The 20,173-nt window shown below is 62.6% G+C and carries 21 protein-coding genes and 1 pseudogene; 5 read left to right on the top strand and 17 right to left on the bottom strand.

Going from position 1 to position 20,173, the window contains the following annotated elements; genetic code table 11:
• Positions 1 to 18: 18 nt before the first annotated feature.
• Positions 19 to 560: pseudogene (locus KY459_09060) on the top strand (DUF1697 domain-containing protein).
• 5 nt (positions 561 to 565) lie between these two features.
• Here the strand turns inward: KY459_09060 and KY459_09055 are convergent.
• The 4 genes from KY459_09055 to KY459_09040 form a co-directional block, all read right to left on the bottom strand.
• Positions 566 to 2,551, bottom strand: coding sequence for a TonB-dependent receptor (locus tag KY459_09055; protein ID MBW3564861.1), 1,986 nt, complete (start codon positions 2,549 to 2,551; stop codon positions 566 to 568).
• A complete protein-coding gene (locus KY459_09050) occupies positions 2,548 to 4,050 on the bottom strand; it encodes a PQQ-dependent sugar dehydrogenase (protein ID MBW3564860.1) in 1,503 nt (500 codons plus the stop codon). Before KY459_09050 ends, KY459_09055 begins: the two co-directional genes overlap by 4 nt.
• A gap of 144 nt (positions 4,051 to 4,194) precedes the next feature.
• Positions 4,195 to 4,815, bottom strand: a complete 621-nt coding sequence (locus KY459_09045; protein MBW3564859.1) for a TetR/AcrR family transcriptional regulator — start codon at positions 4,813 to 4,815, stop codon at positions 4,195 to 4,197.
• Positions 4,812 to 5,282, bottom strand: a complete 471-nt coding sequence (locus KY459_09040) for an acyl-CoA thioesterase (protein ID MBW3564858.1) — start codon at positions 5,280 to 5,282, stop codon at positions 4,812 to 4,814. Before KY459_09040 ends, KY459_09045 begins: the two co-directional genes overlap by 4 nt.
• A 136-nt stretch (positions 5,283 to 5,418) precedes the next feature.
• Here KY459_09040 and KY459_09035 point away from each other — a divergent pair, with 136 nt between their 5' ends.
• Positions 5,419 to 6,153: a DUF72 domain-containing protein gene (locus KY459_09035; GenBank protein ID MBW3564857.1), complete on the top strand. Its 735-nt coding sequence runs from the start codon at positions 5,419 to 5,421 to the stop codon at positions 6,151 to 6,153.
• A gap of 15 nt (positions 6,154 to 6,168) precedes the next feature.
• Here KY459_09035 and KY459_09030 read toward each other — a convergent pair whose 3' ends face one another.
• A complete protein-coding gene (locus tag KY459_09030; protein ID MBW3564856.1) occupies positions 6,169 to 6,402 on the bottom strand; it encodes a hypothetical protein in 234 nt (77 codons plus the stop codon).
• 81 nt (positions 6,403 to 6,483) lie between these two features.
• Here KY459_09030 and KY459_09025 point away from each other — a divergent pair, with 81 nt between their 5' ends.
• Positions 6,484 to 7,533, top strand: a complete 1,050-nt coding sequence (locus KY459_09025; protein MBW3564855.1) for a DUF3187 family protein — start codon at positions 6,484 to 6,486, stop codon at positions 7,531 to 7,533.
• A gap of 281 nt (positions 7,534 to 7,814) precedes the next feature.
• Here KY459_09025 and KY459_09020 read toward each other — a convergent pair whose 3' ends face one another.
• The gene (locus KY459_09020; protein ID MBW3564854.1) at positions 7,815 to 8,867 is read right to left on the bottom strand and encodes a nucleotidyltransferase family protein; all 1,053 of its coding nucleotides are present in this window, start codon (positions 8,865 to 8,867) and stop codon (positions 7,815 to 7,817) included.
• Positions 8,868 to 8,964: 97 nt separating this feature from the next.
• Complete coding sequence (locus KY459_09015; protein MBW3564853.1) at positions 8,965 to 10,224, bottom strand: hypothetical protein; 1,260 nt, start codon at positions 10,222 to 10,224, stop codon at positions 8,965 to 8,967.
• A 344-nt stretch (positions 10,225 to 10,568) separates the two neighbouring features.
• On the opposite strand from KY459_09015, the gene asnB reads away from it, so the two are divergent.
• On the top strand, positions 10,569 to 12,545 hold the full coding sequence (gene asnB, locus KY459_09010) for an asparagine synthase (glutamine-hydrolyzing) (GenBank protein ID MBW3564852.1): 1,977 nt from the start codon (positions 10,569 to 10,571) through the stop codon (positions 12,543 to 12,545).
• On the opposite strand, the gene KY459_09005 is transcribed toward asnB, so the two are convergent.
• The 8 genes from KY459_09005 to KY459_08970 form a co-directional block, all read right to left on the bottom strand.
• Positions 12,534 to 13,004, bottom strand: a complete 471-nt coding sequence (locus KY459_09005) for a S24/S26 family peptidase (protein MBW3564851.1) — start codon at positions 13,002 to 13,004, stop codon at positions 12,534 to 12,536. The genes asnB and KY459_09005 overlap by 12 nt on opposite strands.
• Positions 12,997 to 14,097 (bottom strand): hypothetical protein, encoded by a 1,101-nt coding sequence (locus KY459_09000; GenBank protein MBW3564850.1) that lies wholly within the window; start codon positions 14,095 to 14,097, stop codon positions 12,997 to 12,999. The genes KY459_09005 and KY459_09000 overlap by 8 nt, the downstream gene beginning before the upstream one ends.
• Positions 14,094 to 14,825: a DUF455 family protein gene (locus tag KY459_08995; protein ID MBW3564849.1), complete on the bottom strand. Its 732-nt coding sequence runs from the start codon at positions 14,823 to 14,825 to the stop codon at positions 14,094 to 14,096. The genes KY459_09000 and KY459_08995 overlap by 4 nt, the downstream gene beginning before the upstream one ends.
• Positions 14,826 to 14,830: 5 nt before the next feature.
• Positions 14,831 to 15,640: a ferritin-like domain-containing protein gene (locus KY459_08990; protein MBW3564848.1), complete on the bottom strand. Its 810-nt coding sequence runs from the start codon at positions 15,638 to 15,640 to the stop codon at positions 14,831 to 14,833.
• Positions 15,637 to 16,194, bottom strand: coding sequence for a hypothetical protein (locus KY459_08985; GenBank protein ID MBW3564847.1), 558 nt, complete (start codon positions 16,192 to 16,194; stop codon positions 15,637 to 15,639). The genes KY459_08990 and KY459_08985 overlap by 4 nt, the downstream gene beginning before the upstream one ends.
• A complete protein-coding gene (locus tag KY459_08980) occupies positions 16,185 to 17,054 on the bottom strand; it encodes a hypothetical protein (protein ID MBW3564846.1) in 870 nt (289 codons plus the stop codon). Before KY459_08980 ends, KY459_08985 begins: the two co-directional genes overlap by 10 nt.
• A 95-nt stretch (positions 17,055 to 17,149) precedes the next feature.
• Positions 17,150 to 17,287 (bottom strand): hypothetical protein, encoded by a 138-nt coding sequence (locus tag KY459_08975; protein ID MBW3564845.1) that lies wholly within the window; start codon positions 17,285 to 17,287, stop codon positions 17,150 to 17,152.
• Between the two features lie 19 nt (positions 17,288 to 17,306).
• Positions 17,307 to 17,618, bottom strand: a complete 312-nt coding sequence (locus tag KY459_08970) for a PqqD family protein (GenBank protein ID MBW3564844.1) — start codon at positions 17,616 to 17,618, stop codon at positions 17,307 to 17,309.
• Between the two features lie 55 nt (positions 17,619 to 17,673).
• Between KY459_08970 and KY459_08965 the strand changes: the two genes are divergently transcribed.
• Complete coding sequence (locus KY459_08965; GenBank protein MBW3564843.1) at positions 17,674 to 18,336, top strand: aspartyl/asparaginyl beta-hydroxylase domain-containing protein; 663 nt, start codon at positions 17,674 to 17,676, stop codon at positions 18,334 to 18,336.
• Between the two features lie 61 nt (positions 18,337 to 18,397).
• On the opposite strand, the gene KY459_08960 is transcribed toward KY459_08965, so the two are convergent.
• Complete coding sequence (locus tag KY459_08960; GenBank protein MBW3564842.1) at positions 18,398 to 19,243, bottom strand: sterol desaturase family protein; 846 nt, start codon at positions 19,241 to 19,243, stop codon at positions 18,398 to 18,400.
• Positions 19,240 to 20,106 carry a sterol desaturase family protein gene (locus tag KY459_08955; protein MBW3564841.1) on the bottom strand — a complete coding sequence of 289 codons (867 nt, stop codon included), beginning with the start codon at positions 20,104 to 20,106 and terminating at the stop codon, positions 19,240 to 19,242. Before KY459_08955 ends, KY459_08960 begins: the two co-directional genes overlap by 4 nt.
• Positions 20,107 to 20,173 lie beyond the last annotated feature (67 nt).

Here is a 20,173-nt window from a genome sequence, read left to right as displayed (position 1 = left end):
ATGAGGGATGATTGAACGGTGCCAGTCTGGGTAGCCTTGCTGCGGGGCATCAACGTCGGAGGGCGTCACCGGCTTCCGATGCCCGAGCTTCGCGCGATTTTCGACGAGCTCGGACTGAAGGACGCCGAGACCCACATCCAGAGCGGAAACGTCGTCTTCAGCTCACCCGTAAAGAATCGGAGCGGCCTGGAGAAGCGGATCACGAAAGCGATTGAAGAACGCCATGAATTCGCGCCTCAGGTGATGATTCTCCGCGGGGCGGAGCTGAATGAGGCAGTGAAGAAGAACCCGTGTCCGGAGGGGAAAGAGATCCCGGGGCGCTCCACTTGTTCTTTCTGGGCAAGCCAGCCGGGAGCGTCGACCGGGACGGTCTCGAGTCGAAGCGAAGCGAAAAGGAGCAGTTCGAGATCCGTGGGAACGTGTTCTATCTGTATGCTCCGGACGGGATCGGCCGGTCGAAACTCGCGGCGAGCGTGGAGCGGCTGCTCGGGGTCCCGGTGACCGCCCGCAACTGGAACACGGTGACCAGGCTGGTGGAGATGGTGAGCCGTCGCACCTGAGCGAATCAGTCCCGCCCGCCCCGGGCAGATGATCCGAACGTCCTGCTGAGTCCCATCCGGAGCGACCTCCCGCCAGATGGGTAAACCTCGGCGATCTCTCGTCCGTCGATGAGGGATCGCAGAATGAATCCGACCTCCGGATAGCGCTGGTCCGTGATGTTCGCGAGATCGATCCATCCGGTCCAGGAACCCCACGAAGTCGCGGCTCGCAAATCGACCGTCGTCACGGGCTCGAGCCTGAAGAGGTTCGCATCATCGAGAAAGCGCTCACCGATCCAGTGAACGCCGATAGAAGCCTCGACCCGGCCGACCGGCACCGATGCAAAGAGATCCGCATGATGCTCGGGGATGTTCTTGAGCTGGGTCGATGCCCGGGCCGGTGCGACCGGCTCGACTTCCATCCATGTGTACGAAACCCGGTGGCGAACCGCCCCGGTCGATCCGGTGATCTCGAGCTCGGCACCTCGATGACGGGTCGCCGCGAGATTTTCGTAGCGGAAGGTTGCGGAGTCGAAATCGATCTCGTCGGTGACATCCATCTCGTAGAGCGCGAGATCGAATGCTGCCGGCCCTCGTTCGACGCGAACACCACCTTCGACGAGCGTCGCTCTCTGTGGGCGGAGGAGCTCGTTCGATATCGTGAAGGTCGTTCCGTCGAATCCGGGGAGAGGTCTCGGGTCGAAGCGCTGCTCGACCGCGGGAGCTTTGAATGCGCGCGCCCAGAGCAGTCGTGCGGTCACATTGCCATCTCCACTGATGTCGAGGTTCAGTCCGATTCGCGGGGAAAGCTCTTCGTCCTCCGCCGATCGCGAATCGAACCGGTCCCGAATCGAGTCCCACCGCAGGCCTCCCTCGAGATCGATCCTCGTCGATAGCGGGACCGTCCCGACGAGCCAGACCCCGGCTGCCACCCGGGAGCCCGATGACCTGCCCGAGGTGGAAGTCGCCCGGTCCCGCCAGGTCTGATCGAGCGCGCGGGAGGATGCCTCGAGGCCGCCCCGAAAAATGGCGGTCTTCCCGGCGAGCTCGAGCGCGCGATGGCTTTGCGCCCGGACACCGATCATCCCCGCCTCGAGATCGCGGTCTGCCGTGAGACCGAGCTCGGGTGCGAAGAGAAGGGTTCTCGTCTGGTCGAGACGGCGAAACGCGATCCAGAGGCTTCCGTCGATGTCGTCATGAGCTCCGGTGATTCCCGCCATGATCCGTAGCGTCGTGGACGAGTCGTCGGTGAAGAGCTCGTTCGAGGCATCCGGATCGGACGCTGCCTGGTCGATTCGAACCGGACCGGGATCCTCGAAAGATACGCTCGACACTGCGATCTGAGCTCGCCACGACTCGAAGATCGGATAATTCGCGTCGACGAGGAGATTTTCCTCCCCCGCGTTCCGGCGCGCCCCCTCCGCGTGCGAGCCGGCAAGGATCAACGAGCCCCCCTCTGCGATCGGAAGGAGACCTTCCACGCGAAACAGACCTTCGGAACCGAGTGTCAGTGACGCGTCGATCTCTGTGGGTCGCCGGGTCGTGACGTCGATCATTCCGCCCATCGCGACGTCGCCCCAGACCGAGGACCCGGCGGTGCGGAGCAGTTCCAGCTTTTCGAGAACGGATGCGGGGTAGAGCGTCAACGGAACGAGTCCGGTTTCCACGTCACCAACCGGAAAGCCGTTCACGACGAGTTGAAAGTACTCCACTTCGCCGCCGCCGAAGAATCCGCGGCTGACGACCATTGGGCGGCCACCTCCCGGAGCCGAGAGCAACGTCAATGTTCCGGGGAATCCATCGATCAACTCGGCGAGATCGGCGACCGGGCGCTGGGAGAGCTCATCCTCTTCCATGATGCTCACGGTTGCCACCGCGTCGCCGATCGCCTGAGGCTCCCGTTGTGCCGTGACGACGATGGTTTCGGAAAGCTCCGGTTTCTCCGCGCCGGAGGACTGCGCGCTCGCTGTCAGCGCGAAGAGGAGCGCGCACGCCGCCGGAAGGGATCTCACCGCGACGGTTCCACGCGGAAGATCCGTCCGGTTTTCGGGAGAACCTTCTGTCCGTCTTCCGAGATCTCAAGCACGCCGTAGTCGAGCACGTAGACGTAGCCGTCCGGCCCGATTCGAACGTCGACGGGCCGCTCGAGACCTTTATCGAGACCGAGCGATGAAGAGGGGAGAGCGTCCCCGGTCCCGCGGTTGCGGACGAAGGTCGTCACGTTGCCGTTCGTCGGATCGACCGCGACCACACTAAAGCCAGATCTCCCCTCCATCGTGGGATCGGTCAGCGGCGTGAAGTCGCCCATCTGCGCGACCAGAAGCTGGCCTCCCCATCGGGAGAATGGTCCGCTTCGAGGAATCACGGCCATTCCTCCGACCGCAGCGTGTTTTTCGAGAGCCGCGACGAGGAGTGAGCGGTCGGGAGCCCTGAGACCGCTCGCATCATGATCGATCAGGAAATCGATCGAGTCGTGTCCTTCGGCCAGATGTTTCTCCGGTGGGGTATATCTCGGATCCGTGAACGGACGGAGGTCGCCCGCGAAGTCGGGCCACCCGTACCAGGCCCGCTCGCGAACGCGATAGATGGCATCGGGATCGTTGACGATCGGTCTCGTGCTCCGGACGTCGGCGCCGTGCGTCGCGACGTAAAGGTTTCCATCGAGTCCGAACGCGAGGCCGACCGGATTGCGCAGGCCCCACGCGTACATCTCGGGAGCCGACGAGCCGCGCCTGATTCGGTAGATCGCGGTCGTGCACATCGACTGGCCCTCGATCGTCGTGGCACCCGACTCGCCATACGCCTGGTAGGCACCGGTCGTCGTCATGTCGTCCTCCGCCTCGGTCAGCGCGTTCTCCTCGCGGAAAGTGCTGCCTGTGAGCCGGATCGTCCTACATGGGATGTCGCTGAAGCCGGGGTGTTTGCTCAGCCACTTCTGATTGACCGGGTCCGCCGACGAGACGACGCCGGAGTTGGTGGCACTCCCCTGTCCGACGAAGAGGTCGCCGCGTTCGTTGAAGACGATGTGGTTGAGATCGTGATCGCCGGTCGACGGGAAGCCGGTCGCGACTGTTTCTGCGTTGCCTCCCCGCTCGGATACGCGGAACGCGCCCCACGTTCCGTCCGGCTGTTCATGGGTGAAGTAGAGCCATCCCTCGTGCGCCGTGAGACCGACCGCGCTGGCACCTTCGGGCCTCTGATCGATCTCGAGCTCGTCGATCGAGCCGTCGCGCTCGATGACCAGAATCCGCGCATCGTATCCGGGGACCGGGAGCGTGTAGGACTCGAGAACGTAGATCCGCCCGTCGCTACCGAAGGTCATTGCGCTCGGATAGGTCAGCCCCTCGACGACGCTCGCGACCTGAAAGCCGGAAGGAGCCTGAATGTACTCGACGATGTCGTGCTCGACGTCGAAGAGGCTCGCCTGATCGAGCGCGCCCGTCGCGAGGCGACCGCATCCGGTAGCAACGATCAAGAGGAACGGCGCCGTGAGGACAAAGAGTCTTTTCATTCCTGCACCTCCGTCGATCTGTGTGTGGCGTTCAGCATCGGTGCCACGAGTGTGAACGGTGGCCCTGTCGGACGGGTCCGACACGTCGGACGGCTTATCAGGCGCCCTGATCAACCCTATGATCGCGATGAAGTTGAGTCAGCTTCACTGAATCGCTGGCTCGGCGGCGAGCGAGCGCAGCCGCTCGCGAACCGTCATCCGGGTGTCGTCCCACACACTTTCGTCTCCGAGCAGCTGCGAGTACGTGTTCGCCGAGGTGACGATGGCATTGAGCTCGTAGGCGAAGCGTCGAGGATCGATGTCCGGCGAGAGCTCCCCCTGCTCCTTCGCTTTCGAGATTGTGACCTCGAGCGTCAGGAGCCATTCCCGCCAGGCGTCGGCAATGGCATCGCGGACGGGTCCGGGACGCGTGTCGAACTCGGTGGCGGCGGCAGCGAAAAAGCACCCGCCCGGGAAGATCTTCTGCATCGCGTAGTCGAGCCAGGTGTCGCAGAGGGCCCGGAGCCGAGCGACTCCCCTGGGAGCCTTCATTGCGGGGCGGAAGACGGCCTCCACGAAGCGTTCCCGCGCACGGGCAACGGTTGCGAGCTGAAGATCTTCCTTCGAGCCGAAATGAGCGAAGAGCCCGCTCTTGCTCATCCCGAGCTCCGACGCGAGCCGGCCGATCGTCAACCCCTCGAGACCCTCGGAGGAGGCGATCTCGGCAGCCGAATCGAGAATCAGCTGGCGAGTTTGCTCCCCCTTCGTCGTTTCGCGGGTCGTCATGGCAGTGCCGGAAGGTCTTTCAGAAGCGCCCTGTGGGCCTCGCGGAAGGACTCCGACCATGGTATCGGCGTCCGGGTGTCGGGGTCGAGCTTGACGATGGCGCGGGTGCCGCGAGCGTGGAGCGTGCGGCCGTCGGCGCTGTAGCAGCCGAAGCCGTAGACGCAGCTGGTCGTGCCGAGACGCTCGACCCAGAGGCGGATCTCCATCGCACCCGGACCGGCGGGGGAGAGGAATTCGATCCGGAAGTCGCGGACGACATGCATCTGGTCGGGGTTCTCGCTGGAGTCGCGCTTCCAGGTGTATCCGAGCGAGCGGAAGAGCTCGACGGTCGCTCGCTCGACGTGGGCGGCGTAGCGGGAGTTGTGGAGCATCTGAAAGGGGTCGAGCTCGTCGAAGTGGACGAGCGAGGAGGTGGAGAATTTGGGATTGAGCTGAAAATCGGTGAGGTCGAGGGCGGATGCGGGCATTCGGGATCTCCTTGGTAAACGAGCGGTCGTTCTGTTTTATGCTTAGTATACGAACGATCGTGCTTTTTAGCAAGGAACAATTTCGGAATCGATCGCCGGGCCGGCCTCCGGCCCGTCCCTCGCACCGGCTCCGCGTATGACCGAGATCAGAATCGGAACATCGGGCTGGCATTACGACCACTGGATCGGGAACTGGTACCCGAAGGACGTCAAATCGCCGGAGATGTTCGATCGCTATGCCGAGACCTTCGACTGCGTCGAGATCAACAATACGTTCTACCGGCTTCCGACGGACTCCGCCGTGGAGGGTTGGCGGGAGGCTGCGCCCCCGGACTTCCGCTTCGCAATCAAGGGGAGTCGGTTCATCACCCACATGAAAAAGCTGAAGGACCCGAAGGAGCCGGTGAGGCGGTTCTTCGAGGCGATCGAGCCGCTTCGCGACGTCGCCGGCCCGGTCGTCTTTCAGCTACCCCCTCGTTGGAAGAAGAACGTTGAACGGCTCGACGAGTTCCTTTCGGTGCTGCCGGACTCGTATCGGTACGCATTCGAGCTGCGGGACCGGAGCTGGCTCGAGGGCGACGTCGTGGAAACGCTCCGCCGGCACGGCGCGGCTTTCTGTATCTACGATCTCCGCGGTTTTCAGAGCCCGATCGAGGTCACGACCGATTTCGTTTACGTACGGCTGCACGGACCATCCGAGCGGGCCTACGAGGGGAGTTACGGAGACGACACCCTTCACGAGTGGGCCGAGCGAATCGAGCATTGGCGAGCCAGCATGGAGAGTGTCTGGATCTTCTTCGACAACGACCAGAAGGCGCATGCCCCGAGCGATGCCGCCCGGTTGAAACAGATGCTCGGACTCGCGGACTGAGCCGTCGCACGCGGCTCAGGCGAACTTTTCCGGCTGCACTCCGAAACGATCCGCGATCCGTTCCAGCGATTCGCGGGAGTCGTCCGCTGCGAGCTCGCTGCCGAGCTTCTCGATCTGTCGAAACTCTTCATCCTCGAGCGCGAAGCCATGCGCATCGAGCGCGGCCCGCGGCTCCTCGATCAGGGCTCGTCTGAAGCTCTGGTGTTCCATCGCCCGCCGAACGACGGCGGCAAGCATTTCGTCTCTCATTCGTATCCTCCGGCATCTTGCGATTGCAACGATCGAACCCTTTTCGATCGCGATCCGATTCGGGATTTGTATACTTCGCCGATGTTTCGGGCGGTCTTTCTCGTACTTCTCCTCGCAACCGGCGGAGCTTCCAGCGAGCAGTTGTTTCTGAGCGCGCCCACGGATTCCACCGAGTTCGGCTCTACGAGGCTGGAGCCGGCATTTTTCGTTCTGGTGCCGGAGGGGGAGTGGCGATTCTCGCTGATCTCGACGTACTTCAACCAGTGGGACGGTTCGTGGCACACCCGGCGGATCCGAACGGTGAACGAGCGGATCCGGGAGCCGTTGCGTCTGGACGAGGTAGAGAGCATCGAGGCTGCCTTCCCGGACGACGGTGCGTACCACCTCGACATCGAGGGTTGGAGAGCCGACATGGTCGCCGCGACGGGCCTCCCTGCAGGATGGGTGTTGTCGCTGCAGGTCCCCTGGATCTCGATCGGATCCCCGTCGCTGGATTCCGTTTCGGAGAATGTGCACGACGTCATTCCGGAGGGGAAGACGCTCGGGCGCGATCTTTTCGCACGAGGGTCGACGGCGTTTTACATGCAGACCGATCGGGGGGTGCTGTTCCGGGGGGATGATCTCGAGGGCAGCGGAGTCGGCGACGTCACGATCGGACTGACGCGCCGGCTCGAGAACCGCCCGCATCATCGCTTTGGAGTTGCGCTCGATCTTCCGACCGGGGAACAGGGAACATTGCGCGGGAGCGGAGGCATCGACGTGACGGTCGGCTGGGTTGGAAGCTGGCAGAGGCCGAAGAGGAGGTGGACGGCGGGAGCGGGTTTCAGCTGGCTCGATCCGTCGGGCGATCTGCTGGGGCTCGAACGATCGCACGTTGCACACCTTCACCTCGACGTCACTCAGAGAGTCTGGCGATCGTTTCACGGCCGAGTCGCGGTCAGGCTCGACGGCTCACCCCTCGGCGGCGTTACCGACTCCAGCATGCAGGATCCGGCGCTCTACTATCACCTCGGTGGGTTTGTCGAAACCGGCGACGTCGTCTGGATCGTCGAGATCGGCGAGCAGATCATCCCGCAGATCGGGATCGATGCCGACTGGAGCCTTCACCTCGGATGGTCACTGAAGAAGTGAAGGGGATCGTGAAAGAAGAAGAGTGAAGAGTGAAGAGTGAAAAAAGAAGAGACGCCGCGAAGGTAACGTCTCCATGCTCTCACTGTTCACTCACGAGCCTGCCCCCAGATCCTTCGCCGTCCTTCGGCGGCTCAGGATGACGAGTTTTCGAATGTGGCGAGACTAAACATACGTCCATGATCGTCGCTTCGCGCAGACACAACACTCGTCATTCTGAGCCCGGCGGAGCGCGGGCGAGAATCTGGGCGGGGGATCGTGATTCGTTGCCGCTCACTCGTCACTTACGTTACGACCCTGCCACCAGGTTCTTCGTCGCCGCGCTCCTCAATCAGACCGAGCCTTGTCTCGATCTGCATCCTGAGGAACTGAACGGCAAAGGCGCAGCGTCGGGTCCAGCCGTCGAGCGCGCGGAATTTGATGTAGATCTGGGCGAGACGGCTCTTTCGATTGCGCGAGGCGAGGACCTGGCGGGGCGGGATCGAGCGGGCGGGAAGCCTTTGGGCGGCGAGTACGAGTGTGTGGTCATTGCTCTCGGGAAAGAGTGACGGGAGCGTCCGGAGGGAGCTCAGAAAGCCGGTCAGGACGGACCAACTTTCTGCTTCTTCGATGATCTCCGCAGGGTCGGCTGCGACGATCGCGGGCTGATGGAGCAGCAGCCAGAGATCGAGCCAGTGAGAGAGCGTCATCTGAAAGTGCTCCTTGGCGAACCCGAGGCAGTGGGCGAGCAGGGTATCGATGTCGCTCATTCTCCGGACGTTCGGCTGATCGGTCAGTGGTACCGATCGTTCGAAAATCATTTCGTACGGGACGGTATGCCGGCTTCGCTGAATCAGCGAGTGATGCACCTCGAGCAGGACGTTGCCGAAGCGGATGTTCGACTCGTGATATTCGGGATGGTGACCGGTGATGCCGAATGGGTAGGTGCGGAGATATCCTTTCGACTCCAGAAGTGAATTGGTTGCCTGGTAGTGCTCGATTGGAACGAGGACGTCGAGGTCCGCGCCGGGACGTAGAATCGGCTCGTCGTAGAGATAGAGGCCGTAGGCTATCCCCTTGATCGGGATGACCGGGATGGGATCGACCATTTCTGCAAGTTTCCTCAGAACGTCGTGGAACATGGCGACGCCAGCTCGGGCGACCATTGTTTCCGCACTTCTCGAAGCCAGCATCTGGCCGAGCTTTCCCGGAAAGTTCGCGGCATGGGCGAGGTGGATGAGCCGCTCGGTCCGGGCCTGAGCGATGAACCTTTCGACTGCTGGCGGTTCGGTCGGAGGCCACGTCTCGTTTCCCGCGAACTGATTGAGGCGGGGCCAGAGCGAGGCGGGGAGATTCATGGCGGGGTCGGGTCTGAACTTGGAACTTAACTCCGAGATCGTTAGAAAACCATAGTCTGTTCGGAGTTAAGTTCCAAGTTCAGACCCGACCCCGACCTTACAGACCCCACTGCAGGCCGAAAGTGATCGAGTTGTCCGGCCGGATTCCTCCGTCGTTGAGTGGAACGAGCAGATCGACGATGGCGACGGCATTGTCGGTGACTCGAAACTTTGCCGCCAGCGAACCGTCGATCTCGGATCGATCGAGCAGCTGCAGGTCGAGCTCCTCGACGATGAACTCCTCGGGGATCGTCGGGCGGATGATCCCGATGAGGTCGAGCGCGAGCGTGACCCGCGGATTGATGAATACTTCGGATCCGAGCCTGTACTCGAAGAATGAAAGGCTCGTGTCGTCCGTGTTCAGCTCGTATCCGATGTTTCCGTGCGGGATGAAGCGCGTGCCACGCTTCGATGCCGCGAACGTTCCCTTGACGGTCAGGTCACCCGAACCGAGGAAATCCTCTTCCTTGCCGGACGGAAATTTGACGTCGACCAGGGCCGCCATGTCGAAAGCGCGCTGGCCCGGGAGACGGAACTTACTGCGCGCGATGATGTCGCCGATGCCGGTGGCGCTCGCCCGTCCGTACTGCCGGGGTGTCTCGAGCTCGATGTCGAAGTTGTGAACGCCTTCGATCGAATCCGGCTGTTTGATGATGACCGCGTTGGTTTCGACCGTCAGATCATTGTGAAGATAGGGGAGGACCAGGCCGACATCGATGTCGTCGGTGAGTCCGTAGACGATCGATGCGACGACCGCTTCGGTACGCAGATTGATGTTCATCGTCACATCGATGAAGTCCTGATAGATCGGGAGGTTGGGATCGTTGTTCAGGATGCATGCCTCGCGGAGGCAGTGCCTCAGGACGATACCGATGTCCTCGCTGCCGTTGAGCTCGCTGAACTCGGCAGTCGAATAGCCGAGAGTGATGTTGAGAGAACCCTTGCCGCTGGTCGTTCCACGCTCGGCCAGTACGGGACCGAGGGCGCCTTCGACCCGCTCGTAGGTTCCCGTCTGTTCGTTGAACGAGTAGGAGATGGCACCGACGGAAGAGGGTATGGGAAAGAGCGACCGCGACTGGAGTGTCGACTGAAGAGTCCTCGCGAACTGGATGAAGCCTTCGCCCTCGAAGTGCGCTTCGTGGCCGAAGAACTCTTTGAGCTGGATTCCATCACCTCCGTAGAGGCCATTGATCAGTCCGGCGAGGGTATCGGCCTCGACGATTGTCGCGAGACCGTCAGGACCCTCCGGGGGTCGATCCTGGGCCTGGAGGACAAGGTTGGGAAGGCAGATGAGAACGAGGCAGACGATTTTCTTCATGGGCGACTCCTTCAGGCGGACACATTACCCGATTTCGCGGCAGCAGTTCAACGGGATTGATCGAGACCGACGTCGACGACATCCAGCAGAAAGCGGCCGTTCGGGACCCTGAGTAGCTGAGTTTCCAACGCGCAGCCAGGACCCAATCGCACCTGAAGACGATGCCTCCGCGCGCCGGCCTCGGCGTGACGCGAGCGCCATGCCGAGCTCGCCGTCGAAATTCCGCAGCGTGCGCAAGGTGAATCAGCCTTTCGGAATGCGCCTTTGCGAGAAACGCGTCGATCGCTTGCGGCTGACGCGGAGGCCAGGAGGAGTTTCCGGCGAGATCGTTGAGTCTTTGCCAGATGGACGGCGGCAGATCCACGCTGCGAGTATACGGTCTCCGCGCGACACTCCCGAAAAACGCCGCCGTGCTCGCTCGGCCGGTCGCTCCCGTTATAGTCACGATGATGTGCGGCATCAGCATGATCCTCTCGCACGAGCGCCACGAGGTCGACCGGCTCCTGCAGATGCACCGCCCGATCCGCCATCGCGGACCGGACGGCGAAGGGTTTCTCGCGATCACTTCGCGTCTCGAGCTGATCCGCGGCGAATCTCCCGGGGAGCTCGAAGCGGCCGCCTCGGGTGCTCCGGTCATCCTCTCGCTCGCCTTCCGGTGGCTCCGGATCCAGGACTGCGACGAGGGTGCGCGGCAGCCGATGTCCACGCCCGACGGCCGTTTTGCGATCGCCTTCAACGGCGAGATCTACAACTTCCGCGATCTCCGCCGGCGTCTGGAAGCTCGTTCGCACCGGTTCACCACGCACAGCGACACGGAGGTCGCGCTCGCCGCGTTCCGCGAGTGGGGAACCGATTGCTTCCGCGAGTTCCGCGGGATGTGGGCGATGGTGCTGATCGATCTCGAGAAGCGCCGAGTCGTCGTCTCGCGAGACCGGCTGGGCATCAAGCCGCTCTTCGTCCATCGTCGCGCGGGCGCGATCGACTTTGCCTCCGAGGCGAAACAGATCGTCTTTGCCGGCTCTGATCCGATTGCGCCCGATGGCCGCTCGATCGCCCGCTATCTCGCCGGTCTGCGGCCACGGCCCTCGTGGACGTTCTTCGAGGGGATCGAGCATTTTCCCACGGCGTCAACGGCGATATTCCGTCTCGGCGATCCCGTCGAGCTTCGTCCCGAGACGTTCTGGACGCTCGGCGCGGATCGATTCGAGGGCTCGTACGACGACGCGGTCGAACAGCTCGATTCGCTTCTGCGGGAAACCATCAACGAACACCTGTCGGCAGAAGTGGGCGTGGGGACGCTGCTGTCCGGAGGCCTCGATTCGTCGCTCGTCACCGCGCTGGCTGCGGTCTCGAATGGCACCCGCCGGTCCTTCTCATTCGTTCTTCCGGACGCACCGGAAAGACATCTCGACGAGACTCCCTTCATTAACTCCGTGGCGCAGCGATACTCGATCGATCTCCAGCGGATCTCGATGGACCCCGCGTGGGTGGCGGCCAATCTCGACCGGATCACCCTCGCCCAGGAGACTCCGGTAACCGGGCTTCCGGTGGCCGCGCAGTACCGGACGCACGGGCTCGCGGCGGAAAGTGTCGGGGTCGTGCTCGACGGGCAGGGAGCCGATGAGCTCTTCGCCGGCTACCTCCGGCATCGGCCCACGCTCGTCCGCTCGCTCGCCGAGGAGCGGCGTTGGACCGACGCTCTCCGCGTCGCGGGTCTGTTCACGCGGAGCGATCCCGGGTTTCCGCTGCGGCTCGTCCGGAGCGAGATCCTCTCTCCGCTCCGGCGCCGGATTCTTCCACGATGGAATCTCCCGGGATGGTTCATCGCACGTGAGCTTTTCGAGCATGACGACGATCTCGACCTTCCTTTCGACGCGATGAACCGGACCATGGTGCGCGACGTCATTTTCGAGAACATTCCGACGGTCCTCGGGATCACCGACCGGAACTCGATGGCACATTCGCTCGAGGCCAGAGTTCCGTTCCTTGATCACCGGCTGGTCGAGCTCGCCTTTTCGCTGCCGGCAGAGCTCAGGATGGACGACCGGCGGCGGAAGAGGATTCTCCATTCGGTGGCCGAGCCGTACGTGCCGGAGGAGATCGTCGAGCGAACGGACAGCCTCGGTTTCGGTACGCCCCAGAAGCGATGGCTCGAATCCGACCTGCGCCCGCTCCTCGTCGCCGCGCAGGAGTCGCCCTGGTTTGGACGAAGCGAGCTTTTCGACGCCCGGCTCGTCCGTCGCGAAGAGGATCCGAGACGACTCTGGATGATTCTCGCGCTCGAGCGGTGGTTCGAGGCGTTCGGCGAGTCATCCGTCTGATCGCTCTGGCAGCGACCGGACCCGGATCATCCCCGCCGCGAGCTTCCTCGCCAGCAGTGGCGAGATGAACAGCGCGAGCGCGACGATCGCCGCGGCGAGTCGCGGAACTGGATTGATCCCGGGCCGCCCGGGAACCTCTTCCCACTCCGCCGTCCGCCTCACTCTCTCGATCCGGCCGAGGAGGCGCTCACGCGGAACCGGAAGATCGGGCACGGGGTATCCGTCGCCGACCACGACGAGGTGATCTCGGACTGCGAAGAAGAGCCGGTGCGCGATCACCCTCTCCCCTTCGCGGAACGCGACGACGTCGCCCCGCCTCGGCTCAGTCGATGGAACGACGAGAACGACGGATCCCTCCGGGATCGTCGAGCCCATGCTGGATCCGCTGACGGGCGCCTCAAAAGACTTTCCCGTACGCGCCAGCAGTTCCATGGCCGGCGCGGCCAGCCGCTCATTCATTCCGGGCCCGGCGGGACTCCGGCATCAGAAACGGCCCGATCGTGCGCCGGACGAAAGGATGTCGAAATGCCCAGATCTGACCGTCGAGATGGAAGTGAATCAGCGCGAGCGAGTTCAGAGCGATCACGAACGCCATCGGCACGCCGAGATACGTGGCGCCCCTCGAGGCCAGCCATGCGCTGAGGCCGACCGCGAGCATGAAGCCGATCACGAGCGCAGGATTCCGCCCGATCCCCCCCAGCATCCGCTGGGTTCGCGAACCTTCGGCAGCCGCGTACTTTCTCGCGTTCAGCAGCCAGACAATCGCCAGGTACTGAATGAAATGCCCGCTAAGCATCGCGAGCGTCGCCAGCTCGCCGTCGACGACCCAGAGATACGGATGGAACAGGAGAAGGCTCGTGATCAGAAAGGCTCCCTCGGCTGCCGAGATCCGCCGGTTGCGCCGAAGAATCTTCCAGCCGAGCGCGAGAACGGATGTCGTGGCCACCGTCAGCAGCGTCAGCGTCAGCGCTCGATATGCTCCGATCCGGATACCCTCGATGAAATCGTGGAGTGGCGGAAACGTCGCGGGGTTCCAGAAGGCCATCGTCGCGCCGAGAGTGAAAAGAGCCGTCTTGGCGAGCCTCTTTTCGCTATCCGGTCCGCCGTTCAGGTTGCGATAGATTGCGAGAATCCCGGCGCTCTGCAGCGAGACGTGCCAGATGTTCCAGACGAAGATCACGATAATGACCGGCGAGTGGAGGTCGACGAGCCGCAGGACGAGTACGAGACCCAAGATGACGACGGGTGCCGCGAAGAAGGCGAGTGGCCGGCTGAAATAGTGCGTGCGGTTCTCGTCACCGAGATAGAAGGTGAGCGTCGAGACGTAATGCGGAATACCGAGCGCGAAGGCCGCCGCCACACCGAGCATCGCCCCCATAGGATGCGCCAGGGCCGCGAATACGATCACGAGACCCACGATCGGAGAGAGAACGAAAAGCGCCAGGTCGAATGCTGGGGACTGGATCCAGCCCCGTGCGATCGCAGCTTCGGCCGTCGCCGGCGCGATCGGGCTCTCCTGCGCACTCGCGCTCGGGAGGACCAGCTCGGTCATGACGTCCCGCCGACCCTCCGCTGGATCGAGGCCTCTCGCGCGAGACGTACCTCGTTCTCGTCGAAGCCTGCCTCTTTCCGAACCTGATCATTGACTTCGTACCTGACCGTTGCCGTATCCCCCTCCATCGTCGACTGAAATGCCTGCTGCGCCTCGGTGAGCGCCCGCGCAACGCTCAGCACGACCGCCGGATTGCGCTTCGCGAGAATGTGGATCCACTGATTGGCGAAGCGGACATGGTTGATCTCATCGGCGAGCTGCGCATCGAAAAGCGTCGCCAGCTCCTCGTCCCCGCTCTCGCGCGCCTCTTCGAGTGCGAAGCGGATCGCATCGAGCCCGTCCGCTTCGAAGCTCCGGTTCTGCACGGCCATCCTCGCTGCGAGCGAGTCGAGACGGGTGATGATCCGGTACTGGAAGTTGATGATCGGGAACTGCCCGACTTCCCCTCCGCGCCGCTCGAAAATCTCGCGGAACATCACGACGTGACGGGCTTCGTCCGAGCATTGCCGGGCGAGCTGCATCCGGAGATCCCAGTCCACATCGGGAAAGTCGCTGATGCAGCGAGCCGAGTTCTCGAGCCCGTTGATCTCCTCGTTCATCTGGCGATGGAAGAACTCGAACTCCTTCTTCGGATCGCCGTTGGCGTAGTTCGCGAGATTGATCCATCTCTGCTCGACGTGAAATCTTTCATCCCGCGCTGGCTCGTCGCCGAACAGATGCTCTGGCAATGGTTTCACGCTGTTGCCCCTGCGCCTTTGTCGGTTGGCGCGATCGACTTGAATCCCGCCTGCCGCAGCACTACTTCGATTTCCTCATCCGTGAAATCGGCTATTTTTCGATCCGTGATATTCACATCGAGAGTCTTATTGTTTGGATTCGACACGGGCACCCCGACTTTGTTGACTTCGCCGGGCTCCGGCGCAAGAGCATCGTTTGCCCTTCGAAGAGTTACCATCGCGTTTGCGACTGCGAGCAGAACTCGTCTGTCCTTTTCCACCATTCGTCGAATCCACTGGTTGGCGAAGCGAACGTGCTGAATCTCGTCGGCCAGAATGCCTTCGAGCACGCGCGCAGTCTCATCGTCGCCGACCTCCCGCCAGGCGCGCGTGATCTTGCCGAGGATGTCCATCTGCCCAGCCTCGAGGGTGCGGTTCTGCAGCGCCAGGCGGGCGGCAATGTGGTCGAGGAGATTCGTCACGCACCATTCGAAGTTGGAGATCGGGAACTGCCCCTTGTGGCCCCCCAGCTCCACGAGCCGCCGGTGGAGCAGCTCCACGTGACGCGTTTCGTCCCAGCACTGACGCGCGAGCTCCATCCGCAGCTCCCACGGAGCGTCGGGAAAGTCAACCAGCATCTGCGCCGCGATCTCGATCCCGCCGATCTCGTTGTTCATGTGCCGGTGGAGTCGCTCCTGTCTCGCCACGAGCGACATGTCCGCATACTCGTGCATGTCGACGTCGCGGTGGACGACGGTGAAACACTCCTCGCGGGCGGGGTCCTTTCGTAGAGTGAAGCCTCTGATTTCGATCGTTTCGCGGTTCATGCCGACGCCTCCTCGGCAACGTCGCGACGGTGGACGACGAACCGGTCAGTCGCTTCGAGCGATTTCTGCAGACTCGCGATCCGGTCGCTGCGTTCCCGGAGTCCGGGAAGTTTTTCGCGGAGCTCTTCCACATCCGTCGTCATCCTCTCGACTCCCCAGCGGATCCGCTCGATCACTTTCACGCTCGGCGCATCGAGCAGGTGGTCGGTCAGATCGAGATACTTATCGTAGAGCTTCCCCAGCGCCGGAATCGTGATGTCGTACATCGCCGCGAGCCGGTCGGCAGCTCCCTCGACCGTCGCCATCTCATCCAGCCACGACGAGAACTGATCGTCGGGAGCCTGGGTGAAGTGCATCGGCGCGCGCTGCTCGTAGGTCCGTTTCCCGAGCGCATCGGCATGCTGCGCCGTCTCCCAGATGTGACGGCCGAAGAGAACTTTCACCTCCATTTCCGGAGTCGTCGGGGTCCATCTGGCCAGCGTTTCCATGAGAAAGACCTCGGTGTAGCGGAAGGTGGCGATCCATTCGGCTCGCTGTCGTACGGTCAGTGACATGATTCCTCCATCGTTCGTTCGATGAGTGCGGACGTCGCCTCGGGCGCGCCGACATCCAGATGATATGCGGGTTTCGAGGTGAGAATCCGTAGCAGACGGAAGGCGCGCAGAGGATCCGGAGGGAGAAGGCCGGCACCAAGCGTTTGAAGGAGCGTCGAATCCTCCAGCGTCGGAGCAAAGCGCTCGAGCCTTGGTTTGCCCGCGAACGAGCGGAGGAAGATCACGGCGTGGAGAGGCACCGGAGAGAATTCGATTCCGGGAAAGAGGCTGGTGAGCCTCACCCGCTGTCTGATCGAACCGTCGGGCAGGGTCTCTTGCTCAGCGTCGAGCGCCTCGAGCCGCCGTCTGATCAGCTTGCTCCTGATGCCGGGGCGGATCGAGCATGCGCGGGGCACGGGAAGGAGAACTCCGGTCGAGACCCGGACGGCGGCCAGCTCGTCTCCGAGGATCTGGTGTCCGCGGGCGGCGAGTGCGAGCGAAAGGGTCGACTTGCCCGCTCCCTTCGGCCCTACGATCATGGCCCCCCGGCCGGAAAGGCTGACCGATCCGGCGTGGAAGAACATCACGCCGGGCTGGATTGCCATTGCGACGTTGATCGCGAGGTTGGCGACCTGCCCCCGCCACTCGTTCGCTCCCCCGAGCAGGACCGCGTCGTCCGAGACCGGAAGCGCCGCGGCTCCCATCAGCCCCACGAGAAACCCGCCGAGATCAAGGCGGGATCCGGGGTAGGCGAGAACAGCTCGACCTTCGAGGACGGTCACGGATACGGACGGGAGATCCCGATGGGCCTTCTCAGTCGCGCAATCACCGAGAATGGCGCTGAACCTTCGCTCGAGAGCTGAATCACCCTCGATCGACACGACAGCATCGCCGAGCTGGAAGCGGCACGGGAAAGGGGAGGCTTCTTTGAGAATGAAAGGTGACCCTGAGGAGCCGCAGCTGCCCGAAATCCGAGCTACATCACCCACCAACTGGTTCCGGTGGCATTGATCTGGATCGCAGCCAGGACTTCCGCTTCGTCAAGCACCCGGACGGTGGGCGCCTCGTACTCCTCGGCTGCTTCGTTGTTCAGAGTTTCATCGCTTTCCTTCATGTCTATCCTCCTTCGCTTCTCACGAAGCGCTTTGTTCCACGGATTGATCTTCCACGGCGACCAGGCCGAGGTCAACGAGGGATTCGAGCGCCGCTCGGACATCCGACTCCACCGTTTCGCGGCTCGTACCCGAATACTTGTTGCAGACCTGATCGATCAGCTCGCGCTCGGTAGGCGAGCCCTCGAGATTCGACCAGATGAACGCCATCGTTCGATTGAGGAGGCAGAAGCGGTTCGTTTCCGGATTGAAGAGCACTGACTCGTTCTGAAGCGGAGCCGCCTCCACCGCGGGATTGCTGCGGTAACGAGTATCGGATTTGGTGGTGCTCATCATTCTCTTTGGACGGACCCTGAGAAGTTGCGTCATGATAGAGGGTAGGCGGAGCATGGGTCAACTCAATCGTTTCCTGGCGCCGTACCCGATCGCGGTCCGCGCGCCTCTCGACTTCGAAACCGCGGCCATCATGGCCGAGGTTCGCCCATTTCCCGAGGAATGGTGGCAGGTCCACGAGGGGCCGTACCACAACGGCGGGTGGGAGTCCGTTTCGCTCTGGGCGCAGGGCGGCGACCGGACGAATCAGCGGAGCCGGGGAGCCGGCTTCGCGGCCACCGAGGCGCTGGAGCGCACCCCTGCACTACAGGTGGCGATCGACCGTTTCCCGGGGGAGCGAAACCGGGTGAGACTGATGCGGCTGCGACCCGGCGGGATCATTCGCCGCCACTCCGACCCGATGGAGGAGATCGATCCGAATCTGGTCCGGCTCCACGTCCCGCTCCAGACCAACGATCGCGTCACCTTCACCGTGGCCGACCGCGTCGTCCGGATGAGAGAAGGGGAGACCTGGCGCGTCGACGTCCGCTTTCCCCATGCGGTTCGGAACGACGGCGCGAGCGACCGGATCCATCTCGTGGTCGACCTTCTGATCTCGCCGGAGCTCGACGATCTTCTCTCCGCGGGCGATCCGGTGGGACATGGCCGCCTGACGGGCTACTTCATCCGCCAGTCGATTCCAAGAAGGATCCGGCTGAAGCTCGGCCTCGCCAACTGATCCCGATCTCCCGCAACGGAAAAAAGGTTTCCGCACCGTCACGTTTCTGGGTGGGGTTTTCTCAGTAGACCCGTGACTCGGTCGGCTTGCGCGGCCTGCCGTACATCGACCAGAGCGTCCGGAACGGGTAGGTGAAATGCGCGCGGAACGATTCCGGAAGCTCGAGGTCCCGGACACCGAACTCCGCGGGCTCTTCCTTGCTGTGATGCGCCGTGCCGAACACGTAGTCCCAGACCGAGAAGAGCCGCCCGAAGTTGTGACCGTGCGCGTCCGGCTCCGCCGAGTGATGGATCCGATGGAACCGCGGGCTCACGAAGAGCCCGTAGAGGGGGCCATACGTCCAGTCGAGGTTGGCGTGCTGCACCTTGTCCTGCGCCATGAGCAGAACCGTCAGATAGACGGCTTGGCTCGGGAATCCGAGAAGCACTGCGGGCACCGCCGTCGTCAGCGTCAGGAACATCACGTCAAACACGTGGAATCGCGCCGTCGTCAGAAATGTGAGCTCGCGCTGCGAGTGGTGGATCGAGTGAAACGGCCACAGCAGTTTCGAGTGGAGCGCGCGATGCGACCAGTAGAACACGAAGTCGGTCGCCAGATAAAAGATGATGACGGCCGGGATCATCGACATCCCCGGCAGCAGATCGATTCCGTGAGGTGCGAGTGACCACTCGGTGATCTTGAGGAAGGGGAAGACGATCAGTGTCAGGTAACCGCCGTTGTAGAAGATGCAGTAGATGAAGTCGTAGGCGACCGTCTTCTGGCGATAGCGCTGAACATCCTTCCCGAGCACCCGCTCGAGAACGACGAATCCGACCACGAGCGCGGCGTAGAAGCCGAGACTCTTCATCGTGAGGCTCGGAATCTCGCCGACCGGCAGGGTCGCGATGATCTCTTCGAACCAGTTCATGACGCGGGGGACACTCTCTTCGGGGTTCGAATCCGTTCACGCCAGATATCGACGAACGGCGTCAGCAGCTGACCTCTGAATGAATCGGGGATTTGCACTCCCTCGATTCCGTAGCGCCTGGGCAGCTCGTCGCGGTCCACCGCCGTCCCGAAGACGAAATCCCAGACAGAGAGGATCTTCGCGTAGTTGCCGTTGTACTCGTTCTCGTCCGCCGAGTGGTGGAGGTTGTGGAAAAGTGGGCTGACGACGACCCGGTAGAGCGGGCCGAACTTCCAGGCGAGGGCCGCGTGCTGCAGCGACTCCAGCAGCGAGTGGGCAATCAGCATCGGAATCCAGACCGTTTTCGGGACGCCGAGAATCAGAATCGGTACGAACATGATCGCGTTCGCGATGAACTGATCGAACACGTGGTTCCGATTTGAAGTCAAAAACGTAATCTCCTCTGGAGCGTGATGAATCCTGTGGAAGGCCCAGAGGAGCGGAGAGGTGTGCTGCAGCCGGTGGATCCAATACCCCAGGAAGTCCGCGACGAGCCAGAACAGGATGAAGCCCGGAACCACGGGGATCGATTCGAGGAGACCCAGACTCGCGAAGTCGAGGCTCTGCTGGAGCGAGCCGAAGACCGGAATGTAAATGAGCAGGTTGTAGAGCCCGCCCTGATAGAAGAAGCTGTAAACCACGTCCGTCGCGAAGCCCTTCCGCCGGTAGCGCGAGAGGTTCCGGCGATAGTAGATCTCGAGCGCGACCACGACCGAGCCGAATACCGCGATCACGATCGCTGTCCGCGCCAGGCCATGCCACGGTTCCGCTTCGGGGAGAAGATCGCCCAGGTAATGATAGATTTCAGTGATGCGTTGGAACATGGCGGACCTCGAAACGGGATTCAGTCTACCACGCCCCTTCGGCTCGATTTGAAATTCCTCAACCCGA

The organism is Acidobacteriota bacterium (assembly GCA_019347945.1).
In the GTDB taxonomy this organism is placed as follows: Bacteria; Acidobacteriota; Thermoanaerobaculia; order Gp7-AA8; family JAHWKK01; genus JAHWKK01.
The sequence above is the reverse complement of the archived record's forward strand: the minus strand, read 5'-3'. Positions and strand labels throughout refer to the sequence as shown.

Excerpts from the sequence above, each read along its gene's own strand:
- KY459_09050 (MBW3564860.1), bottom strand. The coding sequence starts at position 4,050 with ATGAAAAGACTCTTTGTCCTCACGGCGCCGTTCCTCTTGATCGTTGCT.
- KY459_09045 (MBW3564859.1), bottom strand. The coding sequence starts at position 4,815 with ATGACGACCCGCGAAACGACGAAGGGGGAGCAAACTCGCCAGCTGATT.
- KY459_09040 (MBW3564858.1), bottom strand. The coding sequence starts at position 5,282 with ATGCCCGCATCCGCCCTCGACCTCACCGATTTTCAGCTCAATCCCAAA.
- KY459_09035 (MBW3564857.1), top strand. The coding sequence starts at position 5,419 with ATGACCGAGATCAGAATCGGAACATCGGGCTGGCATTACGACCACTGG.
- KY459_09030 (MBW3564856.1), bottom strand. The coding sequence starts at position 6,402 with ATGAGAGACGAAATGCTTGCCGCCGTCGTTCGGCGGGCGATGGAACAC.
- KY459_09025 (MBW3564855.1), top strand. The coding sequence starts at position 6,484 with ATGTTTCGGGCGGTCTTTCTCGTACTTCTCCTCGCAACCGGCGGAGCT.
- KY459_09020 (MBW3564854.1), bottom strand. The coding sequence starts at position 8,867 with ATGAATCTCCCCGCCTCGCTCTGGCCCCGCCTCAATCAGTTCGCGGGA.
- KY459_09015 (MBW3564853.1), bottom strand. The coding sequence starts at position 10,224 with ATGAAGAAAATCGTCTGCCTCGTTCTCATCTGCCTTCCCAACCTTGTC.
- asnB (MBW3564852.1), top strand. The coding sequence starts at position 10,569 with ATGGACGGCGGCAGATCCACGCTGCGAGTATACGGTCTCCGCGCGACA.
- KY459_09005 (MBW3564851.1), bottom strand. The coding sequence starts at position 13,004 with ATGAATGAGCGGCTGGCCGCGCCGGCCATGGAACTGCTGGCGCGTACG.
- KY459_09000 (MBW3564850.1), bottom strand. The coding sequence starts at position 14,097 with ATGACCGAGCTGGTCCTCCCGAGCGCGAGTGCGCAGGAGAGCCCGATC.
- KY459_08990 (MBW3564848.1), bottom strand. The coding sequence starts at position 15,640 with ATGAACCGCGAAACGATCGAAATCAGAGGCTTCACTCTACGAAAGGAC.
- KY459_08985 (MBW3564847.1), bottom strand. The coding sequence starts at position 16,194 with ATGTCACTGACCGTACGACAGCGAGCCGAATGGATCGCCACCTTCCGC.
- KY459_08975 (MBW3564845.1), bottom strand. The coding sequence starts at position 17,287 with ATGAAGGAAAGCGATGAAACTCTGAACAACGAAGCAGCCGAGGAGTAC.
- KY459_08970 (MBW3564844.1), bottom strand. The coding sequence starts at position 17,618 with ATGAGCACCACCAAATCCGATACTCGTTACCGCAGCAATCCCGCGGTG.
- KY459_08965 (MBW3564843.1), top strand. The coding sequence starts at position 17,674 with ATGGGTCAACTCAATCGTTTCCTGGCGCCGTACCCGATCGCGGTCCGC.
- KY459_08960 (MBW3564842.1), bottom strand. The coding sequence starts at position 19,243 with ATGAACTGGTTCGAAGAGATCATCGCGACCCTGCCGGTCGGCGAGATT.
- KY459_08955 (MBW3564841.1), bottom strand. The coding sequence starts at position 20,106 with ATGTTCCAACGCATCACTGAAATCTATCATTACCTGGGCGATCTTCTC.